Source organism: Hahella sp. CR1 (assembly GCF_029813005.1).
Taxonomy (GTDB): Bacteria; Pseudomonadota; Gammaproteobacteria; order Pseudomonadales; family Oleiphilaceae; genus Hahella.
The window spans coordinates 740011-755436 of sequence record NZ_JAPELK010000001.1 but is presented as its reverse complement, the minus strand read 5'-3'; the positions used below and the strand labels follow the sequence as shown (position 1 = coordinate 755436).

Genomic DNA, 15426 nt, shown 5'->3' with positions numbered 1-15426 from the left:
GGAAATAATGACCCAACCTAAACTGACGGTTTACTACGACGGCGCCTGTCCCCGCTGCGTCCGCGACCGTCGCAATTATGAAAAGCTGGCGGGGGACCGCGCCGCCGATGTGTGTTGGCTGGACATCACCGGCCGCGATGACGACCTGCGCCGCGAAGGCATCGATCCCCACGCCGCCTTGACAGAGCTGCACGTACGCGATGAAAACGGCGATGTTCATCGGGAACTGGACGCCTATATCCTGCTTATGCGTCGCACTCTGCTGCTGCGTCCCCTGGCCTGGCTGTTGAGCCTGCCTGGTTTGAAGAGCTGGTTGTCCCGCTGGTATCACCGCAGTGTCATGCAACGCCTGCAGAAAAGCGGACGTGTTTAAAGTTCGGCTTTAGCGATGACGCTCAGACGGATTCCTGCGGCCAGACAATACGCTGATACAACGCCAGCAACCTGCGCCCTTTTTCTGGATTGATTCCCGCCATATACGCAATGCGCCCCCTCAAGTGCGCCGCCCAGTCCTCGTGGCTCTGGCGATTCTGTCCAACGGGACCGAAACGCACGCAGTTATGCAGCACCGCTTTCAGTGCATCGTAGTCCTTGCGCGGAATATTGGCCTTGGCGTTCACCACCACGCCTCCCACCTGCTGACGCGCGCCCTGCCCGATCACCGCGCTTTTGCGCGTGTTCAAAACAAAGCCTTCGTCCAATGCGATAGCGCCGACCAAAGCTTGTAAGCGCTCTATCGCGCCGGGACTCATCGTCGGCCCCGATAAAACGAAATCATCGGCGTATCGACTGTAACGCCGCCCCATCCTGTCAGCCAGCGCACTCAGGCGCCGATCCAGATGAGCGGCGGCGAGGTTGGCGAGCGCCGGTGAGGTAGGCGCGCCCTGAGGCAAGTGCGCGCGACGAAATAGTTCATCGCCGCGTTCAAGATGACGCGCCGCCGGATGGCGAAGTATCTCGTTGGGCGTGACATGAGAGCACAGCTTACTGAGCAGGCGAGCGACCTGATGACCATATCCAAGACGCCGGAACGCGCGATAAATCTGCGCATAAGTCACCGACGGAAAGAAGTCCTTGAGGTCAAACTTAAGCAACAATGGCTGTCCGATATGGACGCGGGCGTGAGTCAGGCTGGAGCGCTCTGCACGAAAACCATGAACAGCGTCGTGCAGAGGAAGCGGAGCGAGAATCTCCTGATGAATACGCCGCTGCACTGTCTTCAACCAGGATTTAGGGGCTTCCAGCAATCTGGCGCCGCCACGGGGTTTATCCAGCCAGCGATAACAGTAATGTCCCAATCTGGATGACGCCCTACCCGGTTCCCCACGGGCCTGCGTCAGCCAGTTCAGGTCCTCCGGGGTCAAATGCAGCCAGTCCAGCAGGTCGCCAGCGCAACGCAACGCCGGCAATCCCCATTGCGCCGCCGGAGAGTCTGGCGGCAGTTCCTGAGGCGACGGCAAAAATATATGTCGCACCTGGACCGGGTCGGAAGATAAGGCAAGCCCTCGCTGAAAGCCCCGGTCAGCCAGAATGGCTTCAGTCAGAGTATGGGCGGAGGTGGTTTCCCAGGCCCGATGGAACCGCGCCCGCATTCGGCGCGTCAACGGCGAAAGCCAGTCAGGGTGTTGCGCCAGGGACAGAGCGGCGCGTTGATTCATTTCCCGCGTTATCGGCGGGCCGGATTGGTATGCGTCGGCAAGGCGGGCGGCCAACCAGCGGTCATATCTCATCGCCAAAAAATCCCTGGAGAGTATTGGGCGCTAAAAAGGGAAAGGGGACGACGCTCCAACCCTCCTCCCGTGGTCGATACCGTTCTACGCCTTGGCGTAGGGCGGTATCGACGGCGATATGTTCAGTCAACATGTAACCCCGGGGTAGCCCCGGAGCAACGGATCAGGCCCGGTCGCGCCGGTTTCGGATCACGCTCGCTTGAAGCGTCGTCGCAGAGCAAGGTAGAGGACAACAAACGCCCTTGTCAACGCTGGAAGCGCGACGCTAGGGGGATCAACGCACCCGTGGCGAGTCCTCGTAACCTTGATACCAGAGTCCTTCGCGATGCAGAGGGGTTCTTTCAGGCAGGATAGGGTTGGTCAGCATGTACACTTCGCGGTGCGCCAACTTGGCTTTATTCAGCAGTTCGCCATGATAGTAGAAAAACATATCGTCGAAGGAGCCGTCCGCCAAGGCGCGCAGCAGACCTTCTTCGATCAGCGCCTCCAGTTCCTTGTTATCCGGAGCGACGAAGTAGTAAAAGGCGGTGGGATAGCGCAGTAGCTTGGTCTGTTCAATGGCCAGCCCCATTTCCCGATGGTTCTCCAGCTCCGCCCAGATTTCCACAATGGAGCGGGGAAACAGATCCACGCGGCGGCGCGCCAGCATATCGAAGATGGTTTCGTAGTTGGGCGTGCCCAGCACTTTGTAGCCGTTCATCTGCAGGATTTTGGCGTCCGGCCAGTCGTGGCCCTGCACCATCAAAAACTGTTTCATGTCCTGCGCGGTCATGGGGCGGCTGAGGCGCTCCACGTCGCTTTCATTGATCAGAAAGATGCGCCAGCCGATCAGGCCTTTGTAGATGGGGATGCGCACCGGCAGCAATTCCTTTTCGCGCTCGTCGGAAGTCATACTCCAGACCACATCCAGATTAGAGCCGGAACGCAACAGTTGCAGGGCGCGCCCCTGATTCATCAACTGATCGGTGGGAACCAGACTGTAGTCGACTTTCATTTTCTGAAAGGCGAGCTCAAGCAGCTTCAGCGGATACTCGGTCCGCTTATCCACATCCGCCTCAGGTCGCGGATATCGCACCACTATGGTTTCCGCTGCAACCGCGAGCGTCATCAACAGTAACGCGGACGCCACCGCCCAACGTAATGTACGCACAAACTTTTCCCCGTCCGGCTAGACTAAAAATCCCCATAGTTAAGCATAGACAAAAGAGGAAGGCATCACACGCAGACGTCAGGTTCTCCAACTGGTTCGCATTCCCGACGATATAACCAGATAGCGGCGCCCAATACGCCGGTCAGCACCAGCATGGAGCCCAGCACGACCCCATCCCAGCCCATGGCGCTCCAGAACGGATGCAGATAAAAACCGCCGCTGCTGGCCCCAAGATAATAAAACACCAGATACAGAGAAGATGCGCTGGCTTTGGCCCCGCGGGCGCTGCGATTGACCAGGCTACTGGCGGAGGAATGCGCCAGGAAAAAACCGAAGCTGTTAATCAGCAGTCCCGCAATAATCGTGGGCAGCGTTTGCGCCAAAGTCAGCAGTGTTCCGCTCATCAGAATGGCTACGCCCAGGGCGATGCACAGGGGCTGAGGGACTTTTAAGGCAATCTTGCCGGATAGGGACGATCCCACCGTGCCGGCCAGATAGGTCAGAAACAGCAGCCCCAGATACTGAGCGGACAGGTTAAACGGGGCGTCTTCCAGCACGAAAATGATATAGCTGTACTGGTTGATGAAGATGAAGAAATTCAGGCCGCCGATCAGGTAGCAGGTGAGCAATATCGGGTTACGCAGGTGGCCACCCAGGTCCGCCAGCATCTGCCGCGGCCGCAGAGGTTTACGGGTGAAGCCGCGAGAATTGGGCAACATCAGAGCGAACACGATCAGGCAAAGAACACTGACGATGGTCATCGCCACAAAGGCGGATCGCCAGGAAAACGCTTCTCCCACAAAACCGCCTATCAGGCGTCCGCCAATACCGCCCAGACTATTGCCGCCAATATACAACCCCACGGCGAACAGCAGCGCCTTGGGCGAGAACTCGTCCCCCATGTAGGCGATGGCCACCGCTGGAAGTCCGCCGAGGAAAAAGCCCTGTGCGGCGCGTAGCGCAACCAGGGCGGAATAGGATTCAACCTGCGTCAGCAACAAGGTGCACGCTGTAGCGCCGACCAGTGAAATGAGCATGATGGGCTTGCGGCCAACAGCGTCGGAAAGCGGCCCGTATATGAGCAGCGACAAACCCAGCATCAGAGTGGTGATGGTGAAGCTGCCGTTGGCTTCCAACACGGTCAGGTCGAAAGCGTCGGCGATCATCGGCAGCAGTGGCTGGGTGATGTAGACGTTGGCGAACGTCATAAAGGAGCCGATACACAGCGCCAACGTCGCCAACCAGAATTGTCTGCCGCCCGATTCGATCATTACTACTGCCCCTCAACCGCCTTTCCTGAAATGAAGCTGGATGCAGGATCACTATAGAGCTACAGTTATCATCAATAAAATATATGCTGCTTATACAGTTAATAACGATTACTTATGGATATTAAAAGCCTGCGTTACTTTTACGAGGTCGCCCGCCTCGGCAGTTTCACCCGCGCCGCCGAATCCCTCGGAGTCGCGCAACCGGCGGTCAGTATGGCGTTGCGCAAACTGGAGACGGAGCTGACATTAACGCTGCTGCACCGTAACGACCGTCGCATTTCTCTTACTGACGAGGGCGCGATTCTGTATCGCCATGCGGAAAAGATACTGAGAGCCGCAGACGACGCCGCGCTGGAGATGAGTGAGTTGAAAGGCCTGACCCGCGGCGAGGTGCGCGTGGGAGTGCCCAGTATGTTGGGGTCTTTTTACTTCCCGCCTATTCTGATGGCTTTTCGCCATCGTTATCCCACCCTGAATCTGTCGGTCATCGAAGGCGGCACCTGGCGTTTGCAGCAAATGCTGGAGCAAGGAGAACTGGACCTGGGCGTCATCGTGGCGGAATTTGTGCCGGAGGAGTTGGAAGCTCGCTCTTTTCTAAGAGAGCAAATGCTGGTGACCGTGTCCCAGGAACACCCGTTCGCCAAACAGCAAAGCGTTACGCCGGAGCAGTTTTTCCAGGAGGAACTGGTGATGTTCAAGGAAGGCTATTTTCACCGCAAAGTGGTCGACAGACTCGCCAAAGCCGCTGGCGTCACCCCCAACATCGGTTTCGAAACCAACCTGCTTCCACTGATCAAATCCATCATCAAACAAGGCTTCGGCATCTCCACCCTGCTGGGAATGGTAGTGGAGGAAAACGAAAGCCTCGTCACCATCCCCTTCGATACCCCCATCTGGCTCGACCTCAGCATCGCCTGGCGCCGCAACGGCTACCTCTCCCGAGCAAACCAAGCCTTTGTGGAGTTTTTGTTGGAGCATAGTGGGCGTTGAGGGGGAAAGTAGCGCCCCTTAAAACGAAGTTATTATATATGCACCTTTCAACGGCCTAAGTTCCTCACAGACTGGACTTTTAGCGTCGTTTTAGACAGTAAAATTGACCAGAAAAACTTATGCCATTAGGCTGATTCAGCGTCTGCCTCGACTTGGCTACTATACAGGCAGTTTTACCTTCCTGAGACACTCTAAATAAGGAGATTTACCCTTGAACGCCCCCGCAAAGAGACCCAAGCCTTCAATCAGTCAGAACAGCCTCACTAATTTCGGCTTTAAACGTGCTTTTGGTAATGCCGCATCTGGTTATATCTTGATGTTTGATGGCGTTGGCAATGAATCGGGCCGCAAAATTTATGTGCCCGGCGGTTCGTTGGGAATGCACTTCGCCAAGCTGGTGAAGATGCAGGGCAGTCATACTGAACAACTGATCCTATCCAGGCTTTCGCGCTTGAGATCTTGCGCAGGCGGTTTTCAATCCTATTCGAATAAACGTGATGCATTTGAGCATGTAGACATCGTTGAAAACCTCAGAATCAGCTACATCATTCGGCAAGACACGGTTGGCGGATTAGGCCCTGGAATTTATATCACTGATATTGAGTTTGTGAATCATGCTGAGGGACATGCGCCTGGTTTGTACCATGTAATTAAAGCGGACCCAGAGTGGCTGCCTGCAACAAATACTGGAGCCTCAGTTACAACTGAATATGCTGCAATTAATGGTATGGCAGAGAATATGCAGTATGCTGCGTCTAAAACCATGCCAAATATAATTGCTGGTGGTTATAGTGATGGTCAGACGACTATAGAAGAGAAAGGCTATACCCTCGCTTACAACCCAAGGCCGCTATACACGCGTGGAACAGAATGGACGACTCCAGAGGAAAAAATTACATCGGCGGACTTTACTGCTCAGCTAGTTGCAAAAGCCCTGTATGACTCCCAGGTAGCTGGTAAGGAAGTAAAATGGAGTATACACGGTGATGGTGCAGAGCTAATGCTTAATGCTCTTAATAAGCTTCCCCGTCACTTTAAGCTGGACATGCACACTCTGTATTTTGGAGCCCCATCAAAAGCTATACTGGGAGTTCTTGATCACATTAAAATAAAAGAGCTGAAATTGGCGAAAGAGCTTATCAAAAATCAGTCGGATGACTTCCGAGACACATTTGCGAGAACTCAACTGTTATTCCAAGTGGCCGAGCGTGTCAAGGGTTTAGGACCAGAATACAAGCTCTACTCTGTTAAGTTGAGAGGAGATGCACGCAAATCCCGAAACACGGCAATTACCCAGGGATGGATGGCTCTTGCTACGGGCTTATCCATGGGAGGAATTATTGCAGCTATTACAGCAGATATTCCTGTTTATGCAGCAATTGCCGCAGGAGTCGGCGGTGCTGGCGGCATATGTAACACTATATTTCGTATATATAAAAATGCCGAGCTAATTAGAAATCTATTCGCAACCCATACAATGAACCCTGAAATCAACCCGCATATGAATCCGCATATGAGCAGCAGCGATTTCAACACTATGATTGAGGCTAAATACGAAGGGCTCGGAAAATCCTTTATTGGCGTAATGAAAGAACTTGGGAGACGTTCTTGATGCACTGGCTCAATAAGCTAAAGGCATCAAAAAAGAACCCTCTAGGGCCGGACTTTTCAAGCGCGCCTATGGTTAAGTTCAGTCTATCTGGCAAAGAGTTAAGTTTTCTGTGTCCACGCCACGAGATGAGTGGCCCTTTCAATAAATTCTCAGATGCAATAATAAATATATATGATGACAATATATATAGCAGATGGAAAAAGAGTAAAACTGGGATGTCATTAGACCTAATAGATACCGGCTGGAAGTTTTGGGACAGACCATTTGGAGAGGGGGCAATAGGTTACGTAACACTGGATGCCAGGTTACAACGCCGGGACCCTCATTACCGAGTAATTGATTCACTTTTAAATCCAGATGATATGAAGTGCTGGATTATTACATACACCAATAATATATGGGGATATGTTAATAGGGAGTTAGCGGCTAACCCAGAGAGACAAGCAAGACCAGTCGATTCGGAAAGAGATTTTTGGCGTTATCCAAAAACATATGAAGAAATCAGTACGACGAATATAAATGGTATAGACTGGTTTAGTTATATAGTAGACAAGCCTTATGAAGCAAAACGTCGTTTATGGCATACGCCAATTTCAGAAGACCACGAAGTTGCATTCTCTTTTAATGCGTCAGCCCTAGGGCGCAACTATTATAATGATGATCATGATCTAGATGGCGCAGTAGAGCGAACAGTCCATGAGTTTATGGAAAACGTTCATATTAAGCTCGGCTAGCCCTCTTCCTCCCGCATAGCGCTCACAAGCGCTATGCGTCTATCACTACACCGACGATTACATTTTTAACAGAATGGTTAAAGCTAATTACGAATATCTAGGACTACCCACTGTCAATGTAATAAAGGATCTAGGGAGACGCTAATGCGATGGCTTAAAAGGCTAAAAGCGTCAAAAATGAATCCACTAGGTCCGGACTTTTCGTCGGCTCCATGGGTTGAATTTAACCTTTCAGGCAAAAAGCTAAGGTTTCTATGCCCAGCTCACGAAATGAGTGGGCCTTATAAAAAACAGTCTGGTTTAGTAGATCTTTACCAAGATGATCTTTACAGAAAATGGACTAAGAATAATACAGGGATGTCTCTAAGCCTTATTAGTACGGGCTGGAAGTTTTGGGACAGACCCATGGGAGAAGGCGCGCTAGCTTATCTTAATTTTGAAGTTAGGCTGAATCGCCGGGATCCTCATTATAGAGAGATTGACTCTCTATTAAACCCAGAGGAAATGGTGCAATGGCTACTCACATACAACAAAAATATGTGGGGAGAGTTTAATAAGGGACTACTGGCGCACCCTGAAAGACAAGCCATGCCTGTAGATCCTGAGCGAGACTTTTGGCGATATCCGAAAGCAGAAAATGATATAAAAAGAGTCTGCGTGAATGGGGTTAACTGGTTTTCTTACGTTGTAGATATGCCAAATAGAGCAAGAGAGCGTGTTTGGCACACTGCGATCACTGAAGACCATGAGTTGGCTTTTGATTTTGACCCGCAGCCTTTAGGAAGAGACTACTACTCAAATGAGCATGACTTAGATAACGCAATAGAACGTACTATCAATGAGTTTATAGAAAACGTTCATATTAAGCTCGACTAGCCCTCATCCTCCTGCATAGCGCTGACAAGCGCTATGCGCCTCACTTCTAAACCTTCCTCTATATTTTGCACGTCTGTAGGTTAGAAAATTTCGGCTCACATACTCGAACTTTCACTACAACCATCCTCCACATACCAATCCGTAAAATTTCGTTAACGCACGCACGCGCCGGGGTGCGGTGGACTATACTGAGAGTGAAGGCGTAGGCCCGCCGGGGAGTAGTAATACGGCGCAGATCTATGACAGTCCTTGTCGTCGTCACAATCAGCAACAGCACTTGCGTTCGGTTCAAAGATGGGCGTGTTTTCGCATATTCATCTCCCTGATTCCGAATCCGACTTAATAGCCCACAATAGGACACAATAGAACATAACTTACTGATTTATAATAGCCAAACCACTCCTTACACATCCTTACAGCTCGTTGCTGTGGACACAATGCGGACACTTAAAGCGTAGCAAGAGGGTTTTTGGATACTGCATCAGCCAAGTGGGCCGGAGCCAGTTTTGCGTAGCGAATTGTCATATCCAATGACGCGTGCCCCAAAATATATTTTAACTTCAGGATATTCCCATCATTGATCATATAGTGGGAAGCAAAAGTGTGTCGTAGGATGTGTGTTAGCTGACCGTGTGGGAGGGTTAATCCAGCTCTCTTTACTGCTCGCTCAAATGCTTCTTCTGATCCCGCTCCTCTAAACAAGCGCCCTCTTTCTGCACGTCCTGACAGTATCTCAACCGCCAATTCTTCCGAAATTGGAACTGCTCTTGATTTACTGTTTTTAGTGCCAACAAAGTGAACTTTGTTATGTCTGATTTGCTCCGCATTCAGTTTCTCAGCTTCCCCCCAACGGGCCCCTGTTGCCAAACAAATTTTCGACATGGCCAATACATTGGGATTTCTTGATTTCTTCAGGGCTTCTAGTAACGCCCTTATTTGGTCATTTTCCAGATAGGTTAAATCACGTTCGTCTATCCGAAGTTTTGAGACACCTTTAAGGGGGTTCTCAAGCTTCCAGTTACCGAACTTGATCAGTTTGTTAAAAACGGCCGATAAGTACATGTGATCATGGTTTACCGTGTTTGCTGAAACCAGCCTATTGCTGTTTTTAACTTTCTGCGTAAGTCGCCATCGCCTGTATTCTAAAAAGTCCTCGGCTGTAAACTCTTTGGCTATAGGGTTATTTAACTTCTCGCACAAAATTTTCAATGCGTGCAGCCGGTTATCTGCATCTTTAAGTGTATGGCCATGCAGATCATGCCAAGTTTTAACAAGATCAGATAATCTTCGCTTGTCCTTGGTTGGCGCCTTCCATTCACCAGAATAGGCTTTTGACTTTTGCTCGGCTTCCCACTGCTTCGCCTGCTGGAGCTTAGGAAATGTTTTTCTTACTCTTTTCCCTCCACGCCCTTCAGGCCTTATATCAACCTGCCATCCCGTTGCAACTTTCTTAAAAGCCATTACTTAATTTTTTCCTCCAACATATACCCTTCAGGAACCTGCCCTGCTTCTATTTTCGCTGCGATCAATCTACAGAGCTTTGCCTCACTGTTTTGCAAAGCGCTTAACGAGATATCACTTTCGCAAGCAACCCAATGCAGCATTTCTGGAATCAGCAATCCAACTTGAGCGAACTCATCCTCAGCCATTCTTGCTTTTTGCTGCTCAATATTTTTGAGCCGGAAATAGTCAATACCAAGCAGTTCGGCAAATTCACGCTGAGTTAATCCAATCAATTCTCTTAGTCCCTGGAGCCGATCACCCGCCTTCATTTTCATAGCTTTGCCTTCTCAAAATTTGATCATAAGTTGGCCTTCCAGTGATCTCGTTAATAGGCCACGTTAGAGCACATTATTACACCTTGCTGCATACATAGTGAATGTTACGTAAGAATTTTTACGCCTTCAGGAGTAACTATGAGCACCCGCAACCCAAATAGAGCACTATTTACTCTTTTAGGATCTAATACTACTTGACTGACGAGACGCAAGGAGTAAATAATACTCTGGAACACGTAAGACCAAGTTACAACATGATTAAATGGAGAGTTGTACTAATGAGTGAGGCTGTTGTGGTTTTAACGCCAGTGATGACTCAGGAGAATTTTGCAAAGCATTCTGGATTGAGGGTTGACCAGGTAAGAGGACAAGTTGACAGAGGGAATATACCAACCATGCATATTGGTAGGCTTCACCTCATTAACATCGCCCAGCTGACACTGGAATGCGTAAAAGCAAGCGAAAGCCAAGGGTAACTGGGGCTAAGGACGACTAATGCAAATTTTCGATAACAGAAACGAAATAGCGGAGGCGCTGGCCAGCGATGGCCAGTTCGCTTTCAAGCGTGTAGGGGAATACCTACAGCAGGGCAAGTGCCCAAACTGTGGAAAGAAAGAGCTTTTCGTCAGCATGAAGGAGCCCTGGCGCGTCAGCTGCAATCGCTTAAAGCATTGCGGCTATAGCGAGACAACCCGGGAGATATACCCGGAGCTTTTCAATAACTACTCCGAACGCTTCCCCACTACGGAGGCAAACCCGAACGCCACGGCGGACGCCTACCTGGCGCACAATCGCCGTTTCCCCCTTAGTGAAATGGTGGGCTGGTACGAGCAAGGTAGTTACAAGCTGCCCAAGTCTCAGGAGTGGTGTAATACGGTCCGTTTCTATCTGAACAGCGACCGGACCCTTTATTGGGAACGATTGATCGACAAGCAGAAGGACGACGGCCAGCGCATCAACTTCAGCGGCAAACGCCATAACGTCAATGGTCGTTGGGTGTTGGTTGATCCGGTCAAGGGCAAGTGGTGGATGCCTCCGACCCAGGAGCTTAAACAAGGCGATCGCGTTTATATCGTGGAGGGGATCTTTCACGCCTTGGCGCTGCACTTCTCCGAGCGTAAAGCGGTGGCGATCCTGGCCGCCGGTTATTACCCAAGCGAGGCGATAAAACCCTATCTAGGGAAAAAAATAACCTGGGTGCTGGCGCTGGATGATGACGCAGCGGGCCGTAAGAGCATGAAATCCCATTACACCAAGCTCCAGATGGCGGGTGAAAAAGTCGAGATATCTCTAACCGGGACCAGCAAGGACTGGGACGACCTTTACCGCCTGGACATGATCCACAATACGTTTCTGGAGGAAGCGCAATACCGGGGGAAAATGTTCACGGCGCAAAGCGTGATGTGGAAGGCGTACGCGTACTATTTGTGGAAGCGTCATTCTCACTTCGTTATCGACTTTGAGAACCGGCTGTATTCGGTTTCAGTGGACTTACATAAGCTGTCCGAAGCACTGGAAGGCGCAGCATTGACGCTAGGTAAAGGCTATGACTCCTTTAGTCAGCACTGCACGGCGTTCCCCATCAGTAACTTTGTGCCAGAGCTGCTTTATGCGGAGCGGGACGACATCCTGGACGAAAAATTCTATGTGTTCCGGGTGCAGTACAGCAGCAATAACGCGGATGCGTTAATCCAGTTGGACGGGAGCAACATCGACACGCCGTCTAGCTTTCATAAGGCGATGATCACCAAAGGCTATGGCGCGTTTTCCGGTAGCTCCAAAGACATGGCCATGCTGCATGAGCAGTGGTTAAACCGTAAGGTCAAAGAGATTCAATCCATTCCTTATGTGGGTTATCACGCCGACAGCCAGGCCTACATCTACCAGACCTTTGCTTTCAGCAAAGGCAAACAACTGGAACTGAATGCGGAGGGGTATTTTGAACTGGAACGGAGCGGCATCAAAACCAGCTTTAAGGGCTTTCGGGTGCAGCCTGGAGAGTTTAACCCGGAGTGGATCGACAACTTTATAACGACCTTTTCCTGGCAAGGTTTAACGGCGCTGGCCTTCTGGCTGGGCTCGTTGTTCGTTCAGCAGATCCGGGCGAAGCACAAGAGCTTCCCCTTTCTTGAATTAACGGGCGATCCGGGCGCCGGTAAATCCACGCTGATTGAGTTTCTTTGGAAGCTCTTGGGGCGCGACGACTACGAAGGATTCGACGCCATGAAGTCAACGGCCGCCGGACGCCGGCGCGCATTCACGCAAAGCTCTAACATGCCGCTGGTGTTGATCGAATCCGACCGGGGCGACGAGCCGGACGTGAAAAAGAAACAGTTTGATTTTGACGAGTTTAAACCCTTCTTTAACGGGCGCGCGGTTGGAACGTTGGGCGTCGCCAAGCGCGGCAACGACACGGAAGAACCGCTCTTTTTAGGCGGCCTGGTGTTTGCGCAAAATGCCGAGGTGGACGGATCGCCGCCCTTGCTGCAACGGATTGTCCATTGCCACTGTACGACGGAACACCACACATCTGGCACGCGAAAGCTGGCGCAGTGGTTCGAACGGCAAAGCGTCGACCAGATGGCGGGCTTTCTGCGTAAGGCGCTGGAGAATGAAACGCAGATCCTAAACACGTTCTTCAACGAGTTTAATCACTATGAGGAAGTCTTCACCAGCCGCGGGGAAATTAAAACCAGCCTGCTGCGTTTGGTGAAAAACCACGCCCAGTTAATGGCGGCTGCAAAAGCGTTGCGACATATCTTCCCAACCCTTAATGAAAGCGCTTTCAGTGGTTTGAGCGATTATCTGTATGGACGGGCTCTCAGTCGCCAGGAGCGCCTGGCGGACGACCATCCGGCGGTGGCGGAGTTCTGGGATTCATACGAGTACCTGAACCAGCAACCGGACCCGCAGGCGTACCACCAAAGCGCTTTGGTGGAGATGCTTAACCACCTAGTCGGAACGGGCGAGATCGCTATCAACCTAAACCATTTTGATGAGATGTGCCGCAACCATGGCCAGCGATCCCTGGACCTTAAAACATTGAAAAAGCTGTTGCCGAATAGCCGGCGTTACAAGTACTCAGACACCCGAAAAGTGAAAAGCAAATTGCTCGGAAAGACCATTCATTGTTGGGTTTTTAAGCGCTAACTAAATATGTAAATACGTGCGCCTATGTGCGCGTTAAGCATGGGAAGCCCGTTTTTTCAGGGGGGTGTCGGGAATTGGTAACTTTGGTAACCATTATTAAAAAAGTACTAAATTTATTAATTAATACAATGACTTATAGAGAAACTAAAAAGGTAACTTTTAGGTAACTTTTTAGTAACCGAGGTTACCTTTTGAGGCTCTGAAAAGTTACTCGCAGGTTCCCTTTTTCAAAAATGGAAAATCGTTATAAATCAACGTGGTAACTTTTTAGGTTACCTTCTGGTTACCTTTTAGTTACCAAATCGTGGAGGCAGAAAAATACTTTAAAAACATAGTTTTAAATTACTTTTTCGGAACTTGGTTACCAAAGTTACCAATTCCCGACACCCCCCACCCAATTATCGGGGGAGATTCAGGCCCGGGGCTGACCCGGAATCAATGTAAAGGAGTTAACACCATGATGAATAAAGGGGCGATTGCGCCCACTTTAGAGGCCCCCTTATGCCCAATGGAAACCTGGGCGGCGGGGATCTGCAACGGCCTGGCGATTGCGCCGGGCATGTCGAAGACCCTTAATTCGCGGCAGGCGCTGCGCTGTTGGGTGCATGAGGCGAAAACAAAAGGCCGGCTCGCCGTGCTCGAAACGCTGGGCAAGCGCCACTACAGAGCGCCGCACGAACTTCCCCAGGCGACCCCGGCTTTTTTCTTCTACTGGAGCCAAGCCGTCGAACTGCTGGGGGAAAACGCCTTTGCTATCCAAGCCATGAAAGAAGCCTACAAGGGCGTTAGGCGTCTGGAGCAGATTGGTTTGAGATCCCCGGCGGCGCTAAATGCGGCATTGCTCAACGCCAAACGTCGCGACCAGATCCTACTGGCGACCATGGCCAGCCTATTAAAGCCTGCGTGGGGAACATTACTTGTCGCCAGCCATGGCGTGTGTAGTCAAAGCGATCTGCCCGGGGGCGTGCTGGATAGCTATTACGAGTCGGTTATAGAGGGGTTGCTGATATGAGCAATCTTAAAAGAGCACTGGTAGCCGAACTTGGCGGGGACGCTACCAGCCGCACAAGCAACTCGGAAACCAATCCACACCAGGCCGACAAGTCGGCTCTGCTAGGCGCTCATGCGTTAGCCCGAGTGTGATTCTACGTGGTGAAACGTGCAGAGGAAAGCGCCGGCAATGGAACGCAATCACCCGAAACACAACGGCCACTTCATCGCCTGGCTAAAGCATCTAGTGAAAGGCGGCGAGTACCACCGCAGGTTAAGAAACAGGAACAAAAGAGCAACGCAGACGACAAGCGAAAACAACGACGTTTCGCCAGTTAACAATGGCGATATGAAATAACCAAATGGAAGCACAAGCAGAGGACCGCAACCGTTCGCCCTCTGCTTATTAGGACACTTTGAAAATGAAAATCGGATTAGAACTTTTTAATGCATGGCTAACAAGCTCCCGCGTGGTGGTGTTGGACACGGAAACCACGGGGCTGGATGATCAGGCGGAAGTGATAGAAATCAGCGTTATGGACATGCGCGGGAATGTATTGTTTGACCAGTTGGTGCGCCCGCTTAATCCAGTGCCGCCGGAAGCCACTGAGATTCACGGCGTTACCAACGAAAGCCTGGCGGACAAGCCAAACTTTCCAGACGTGTATATCTCACTCTGGCGAGCGATAGGCGGTAAAACTGTGGTCGCTTACAATGCCGACTTTGACCGTCGGCTATTAAAGCAGACCTGCGCCGCCTACAGATTGCCGATGATTGAAGCAGACTGGCAATGCGCTATGAATGCTTACGCCAGATATTGGAAAGAGCCCGACGTGAAACGAGACGGCTATAGAAGGCAGAGCTTAGCCAAAGCCGCCGCGCAAATGGGCATAGAAGTGTATGGAGCCCACCGGGCTGTGGCGGATTGCTTCACCACGGTGGAAGTGATTAGAGCCGTCGCCGCACTATCTAAGCCAGCACATCATAACACTAATCTATAGCCTTCCCGTTTAATATAAGCCCTATCCTCCAGTCAGTGGGTAAACCTACTGGCTGGCCCTTTCCCGTCGTTTCACTCGGTAGAATTGACCAGAAAAATTTATGCCATTAGGCTGATTCAGCGTTTGCCTAGACTTGGCTACTAT

14 protein-coding genes are annotated in these 15426 nt (G+C 51.0%); 9 read left to right on the top strand and 5 right to left on the bottom strand.

Going from position 1 to position 15426, the window contains the following annotated elements; all coding sequences use genetic code 11:
* The first annotated feature begins 7 nt into the window (after positions 1-7).
* Positions 8-373, top strand: coding sequence for a DUF393 domain-containing protein (locus ONV78_RS03345; RefSeq protein WP_279501107.1), 366 nt, complete (start codon positions 8-10; stop codon positions 371-373).
* Positions 374-395: 22 nt separating this feature from the next.
* On the opposite strand, the gene ONV78_RS03340 is transcribed toward ONV78_RS03345, so the two are convergent.
* The 3 genes from ONV78_RS03340 to ONV78_RS03330 all read right to left on the bottom strand — a co-directional run bounded on the left by ONV78_RS03340 (position 396) and on the right by ONV78_RS03330 (position 4151).
* Positions 396-1730 carry a reverse transcriptase family protein gene (locus ONV78_RS03340; RefSeq protein ID WP_279501105.1) on the bottom strand — a complete coding sequence of 445 codons (1335 nt, stop codon included), beginning with the start codon at positions 1728-1730 and terminating at the stop codon, positions 396-398.
* A gap of 274 nt (positions 1731-2004) precedes the next feature.
* Positions 2005-2880 (bottom strand): transporter substrate-binding domain-containing protein, encoded by an 876-nt coding sequence (locus ONV78_RS03335; protein ID WP_216736011.1) that lies wholly within the window; start codon positions 2878-2880, stop codon positions 2005-2007.
* A gap of 65 nt (positions 2881-2945) precedes the next feature.
* Positions 2946-4151, bottom strand: coding sequence for an MFS transporter (locus ONV78_RS03330; RefSeq protein ID WP_279501103.1), 1206 nt, complete (start codon positions 4149-4151; stop codon positions 2946-2948).
* A 114-nt stretch (positions 4152-4265) separates the two neighbouring features.
* On the opposite strand from ONV78_RS03330, the gene ONV78_RS03325 reads away from it, so the two are divergent.
* From ONV78_RS03325 to ONV78_RS03310, 4 genes are all read left to right on the top strand, one after another.
* Positions 4266-5141, top strand: a complete 876-nt coding sequence (locus tag ONV78_RS03325; protein WP_279501101.1) for a LysR family transcriptional regulator — start codon at positions 4266-4268, stop codon at positions 5139-5141.
* Between the two features lie 211 nt (positions 5142-5352).
* Positions 5353-6753, top strand: coding sequence for a hypothetical protein (locus ONV78_RS03320; RefSeq protein WP_279501099.1), 1401 nt, complete (start codon positions 5353-5355; stop codon positions 6751-6753).
* Positions 6753-7487 carry a hypothetical protein gene (locus tag ONV78_RS03315; protein WP_279501098.1) on the top strand — a complete coding sequence of 245 codons (735 nt, stop codon included), beginning with the start codon at positions 6753-6755 and terminating at the stop codon, positions 7485-7487. Before ONV78_RS03320 ends, ONV78_RS03315 begins: the two co-directional genes overlap by 1 nt.
* A 144-nt stretch (positions 7488-7631) precedes the next feature.
* Positions 7632-8363, top strand: a complete 732-nt coding sequence (locus tag ONV78_RS03310) for a hypothetical protein (RefSeq protein WP_279501096.1) — start codon at positions 7632-7634, stop codon at positions 8361-8363.
* A 447-nt stretch (positions 8364-8810) separates the two neighbouring features.
* On the opposite strand, the gene ONV78_RS03305 is transcribed toward ONV78_RS03310, so the two are convergent.
* Both ONV78_RS03305 and ONV78_RS03300 read right to left on the bottom strand, forming a co-directional pair.
* Positions 8811-9824: a tyrosine-type recombinase/integrase gene (locus ONV78_RS03305; RefSeq protein ID WP_279501094.1), complete on the bottom strand. Its 1014-nt coding sequence runs from the start codon at positions 9822-9824 to the stop codon at positions 8811-8813.
* The gene (locus ONV78_RS03300; RefSeq protein WP_011400427.1) at positions 9824-10141 is read right to left on the bottom strand and encodes an XRE family transcriptional regulator; all 318 of its coding nucleotides are present in this window, start codon (positions 10139-10141) and stop codon (positions 9824-9826) included. The genes ONV78_RS03305 and ONV78_RS03300 overlap by 1 nt, the downstream gene beginning before the upstream one ends.
* A gap of 495 nt (positions 10142-10636) precedes the next feature.
* Between ONV78_RS03300 and ONV78_RS03295 the strand changes: the two genes are divergently transcribed.
* From ONV78_RS03295 to ONV78_RS03280, 4 genes are all read left to right on the top strand, one after another.
* The gene (locus tag ONV78_RS03295; RefSeq protein WP_279501088.1) at positions 10637-13291 is read left to right on the top strand and encodes a toprim domain-containing protein; all 2655 of its coding nucleotides are present in this window, start codon (positions 10637-10639) and stop codon (positions 13289-13291) included.
* A 457-nt stretch (positions 13292-13748) separates the two neighbouring features.
* The gene (locus tag ONV78_RS03290) at positions 13749-14303 is read left to right on the top strand and encodes a hypothetical protein (RefSeq protein WP_279501087.1); all 555 of its coding nucleotides are present in this window, start codon (positions 13749-13751) and stop codon (positions 14301-14303) included.
* 168 nt (positions 14304-14471) lie between these two features.
* The gene (locus tag ONV78_RS03285) at positions 14472-14639 is read left to right on the top strand and encodes a hypothetical protein (protein ID WP_279501086.1); all 168 of its coding nucleotides are present in this window, start codon (positions 14472-14474) and stop codon (positions 14637-14639) included.
* 64 nt (positions 14640-14703) lie between these two features.
* Entirely contained in the window at positions 14704-15282 is a 579-nt protein-coding gene (locus ONV78_RS03280) for a 3'-5' exonuclease (protein ID WP_279501084.1), read from the top strand.
* The last annotated feature ends 144 nt before the right edge of the window (positions 15283-15426 follow it).

Excerpts from the sequence above, each read along its gene's own strand:
- ONV78_RS03345 (WP_279501107.1), top strand. The coding sequence starts at position 8 with ATGACCCAACCTAAACTGACGGTTTACTACGACGGCGCCTGTCCCCGC.
- ONV78_RS03340 (WP_279501105.1), bottom strand. The coding sequence starts at position 1,730 with ATGAGATATGACCGCTGGTTGGCCGCCCGCCTTGCCGACGCATACCAA.
- ONV78_RS03330 (WP_279501103.1), bottom strand. The coding sequence starts at position 4,151 with ATGATCGAATCGGGCGGCAGACAATTCTGGTTGGCGACGTTGGCGCTG.
- ONV78_RS03325 (WP_279501101.1), top strand. The coding sequence starts at position 4,266 with ATGGATATTAAAAGCCTGCGTTACTTTTACGAGGTCGCCCGCCTCGGC.
- ONV78_RS03315 (WP_279501098.1), top strand. The coding sequence starts at position 6,753 with ATGCACTGGCTCAATAAGCTAAAGGCATCAAAAAAGAACCCTCTAGGG.
- ONV78_RS03310 (WP_279501096.1), top strand. The coding sequence starts at position 7,632 with ATGCGATGGCTTAAAAGGCTAAAAGCGTCAAAAATGAATCCACTAGGT.
- ONV78_RS03305 (WP_279501094.1), bottom strand. The coding sequence starts at position 9,824 with ATGGCTTTTAAGAAAGTTGCAACGGGATGGCAGGTTGATATAAGGCCT.
- ONV78_RS03300 (WP_011400427.1), bottom strand. The coding sequence starts at position 10,141 with ATGAAAATGAAGGCGGGTGATCGGCTCCAGGGACTAAGAGAATTGATT.
- ONV78_RS03295 (WP_279501088.1), top strand. The coding sequence starts at position 10,637 with ATGCAAATTTTCGATAACAGAAACGAAATAGCGGAGGCGCTGGCCAGC.
- ONV78_RS03290 (WP_279501087.1), top strand. The coding sequence starts at position 13,749 with ATGATGAATAAAGGGGCGATTGCGCCCACTTTAGAGGCCCCCTTATGC.
- ONV78_RS03285 (WP_279501086.1), top strand. The coding sequence starts at position 14,472 with ATGGAACGCAATCACCCGAAACACAACGGCCACTTCATCGCCTGGCTA.
- ONV78_RS03280 (WP_279501084.1), top strand. The coding sequence starts at position 14,704 with ATGAAAATCGGATTAGAACTTTTTAATGCATGGCTAACAAGCTCCCGC.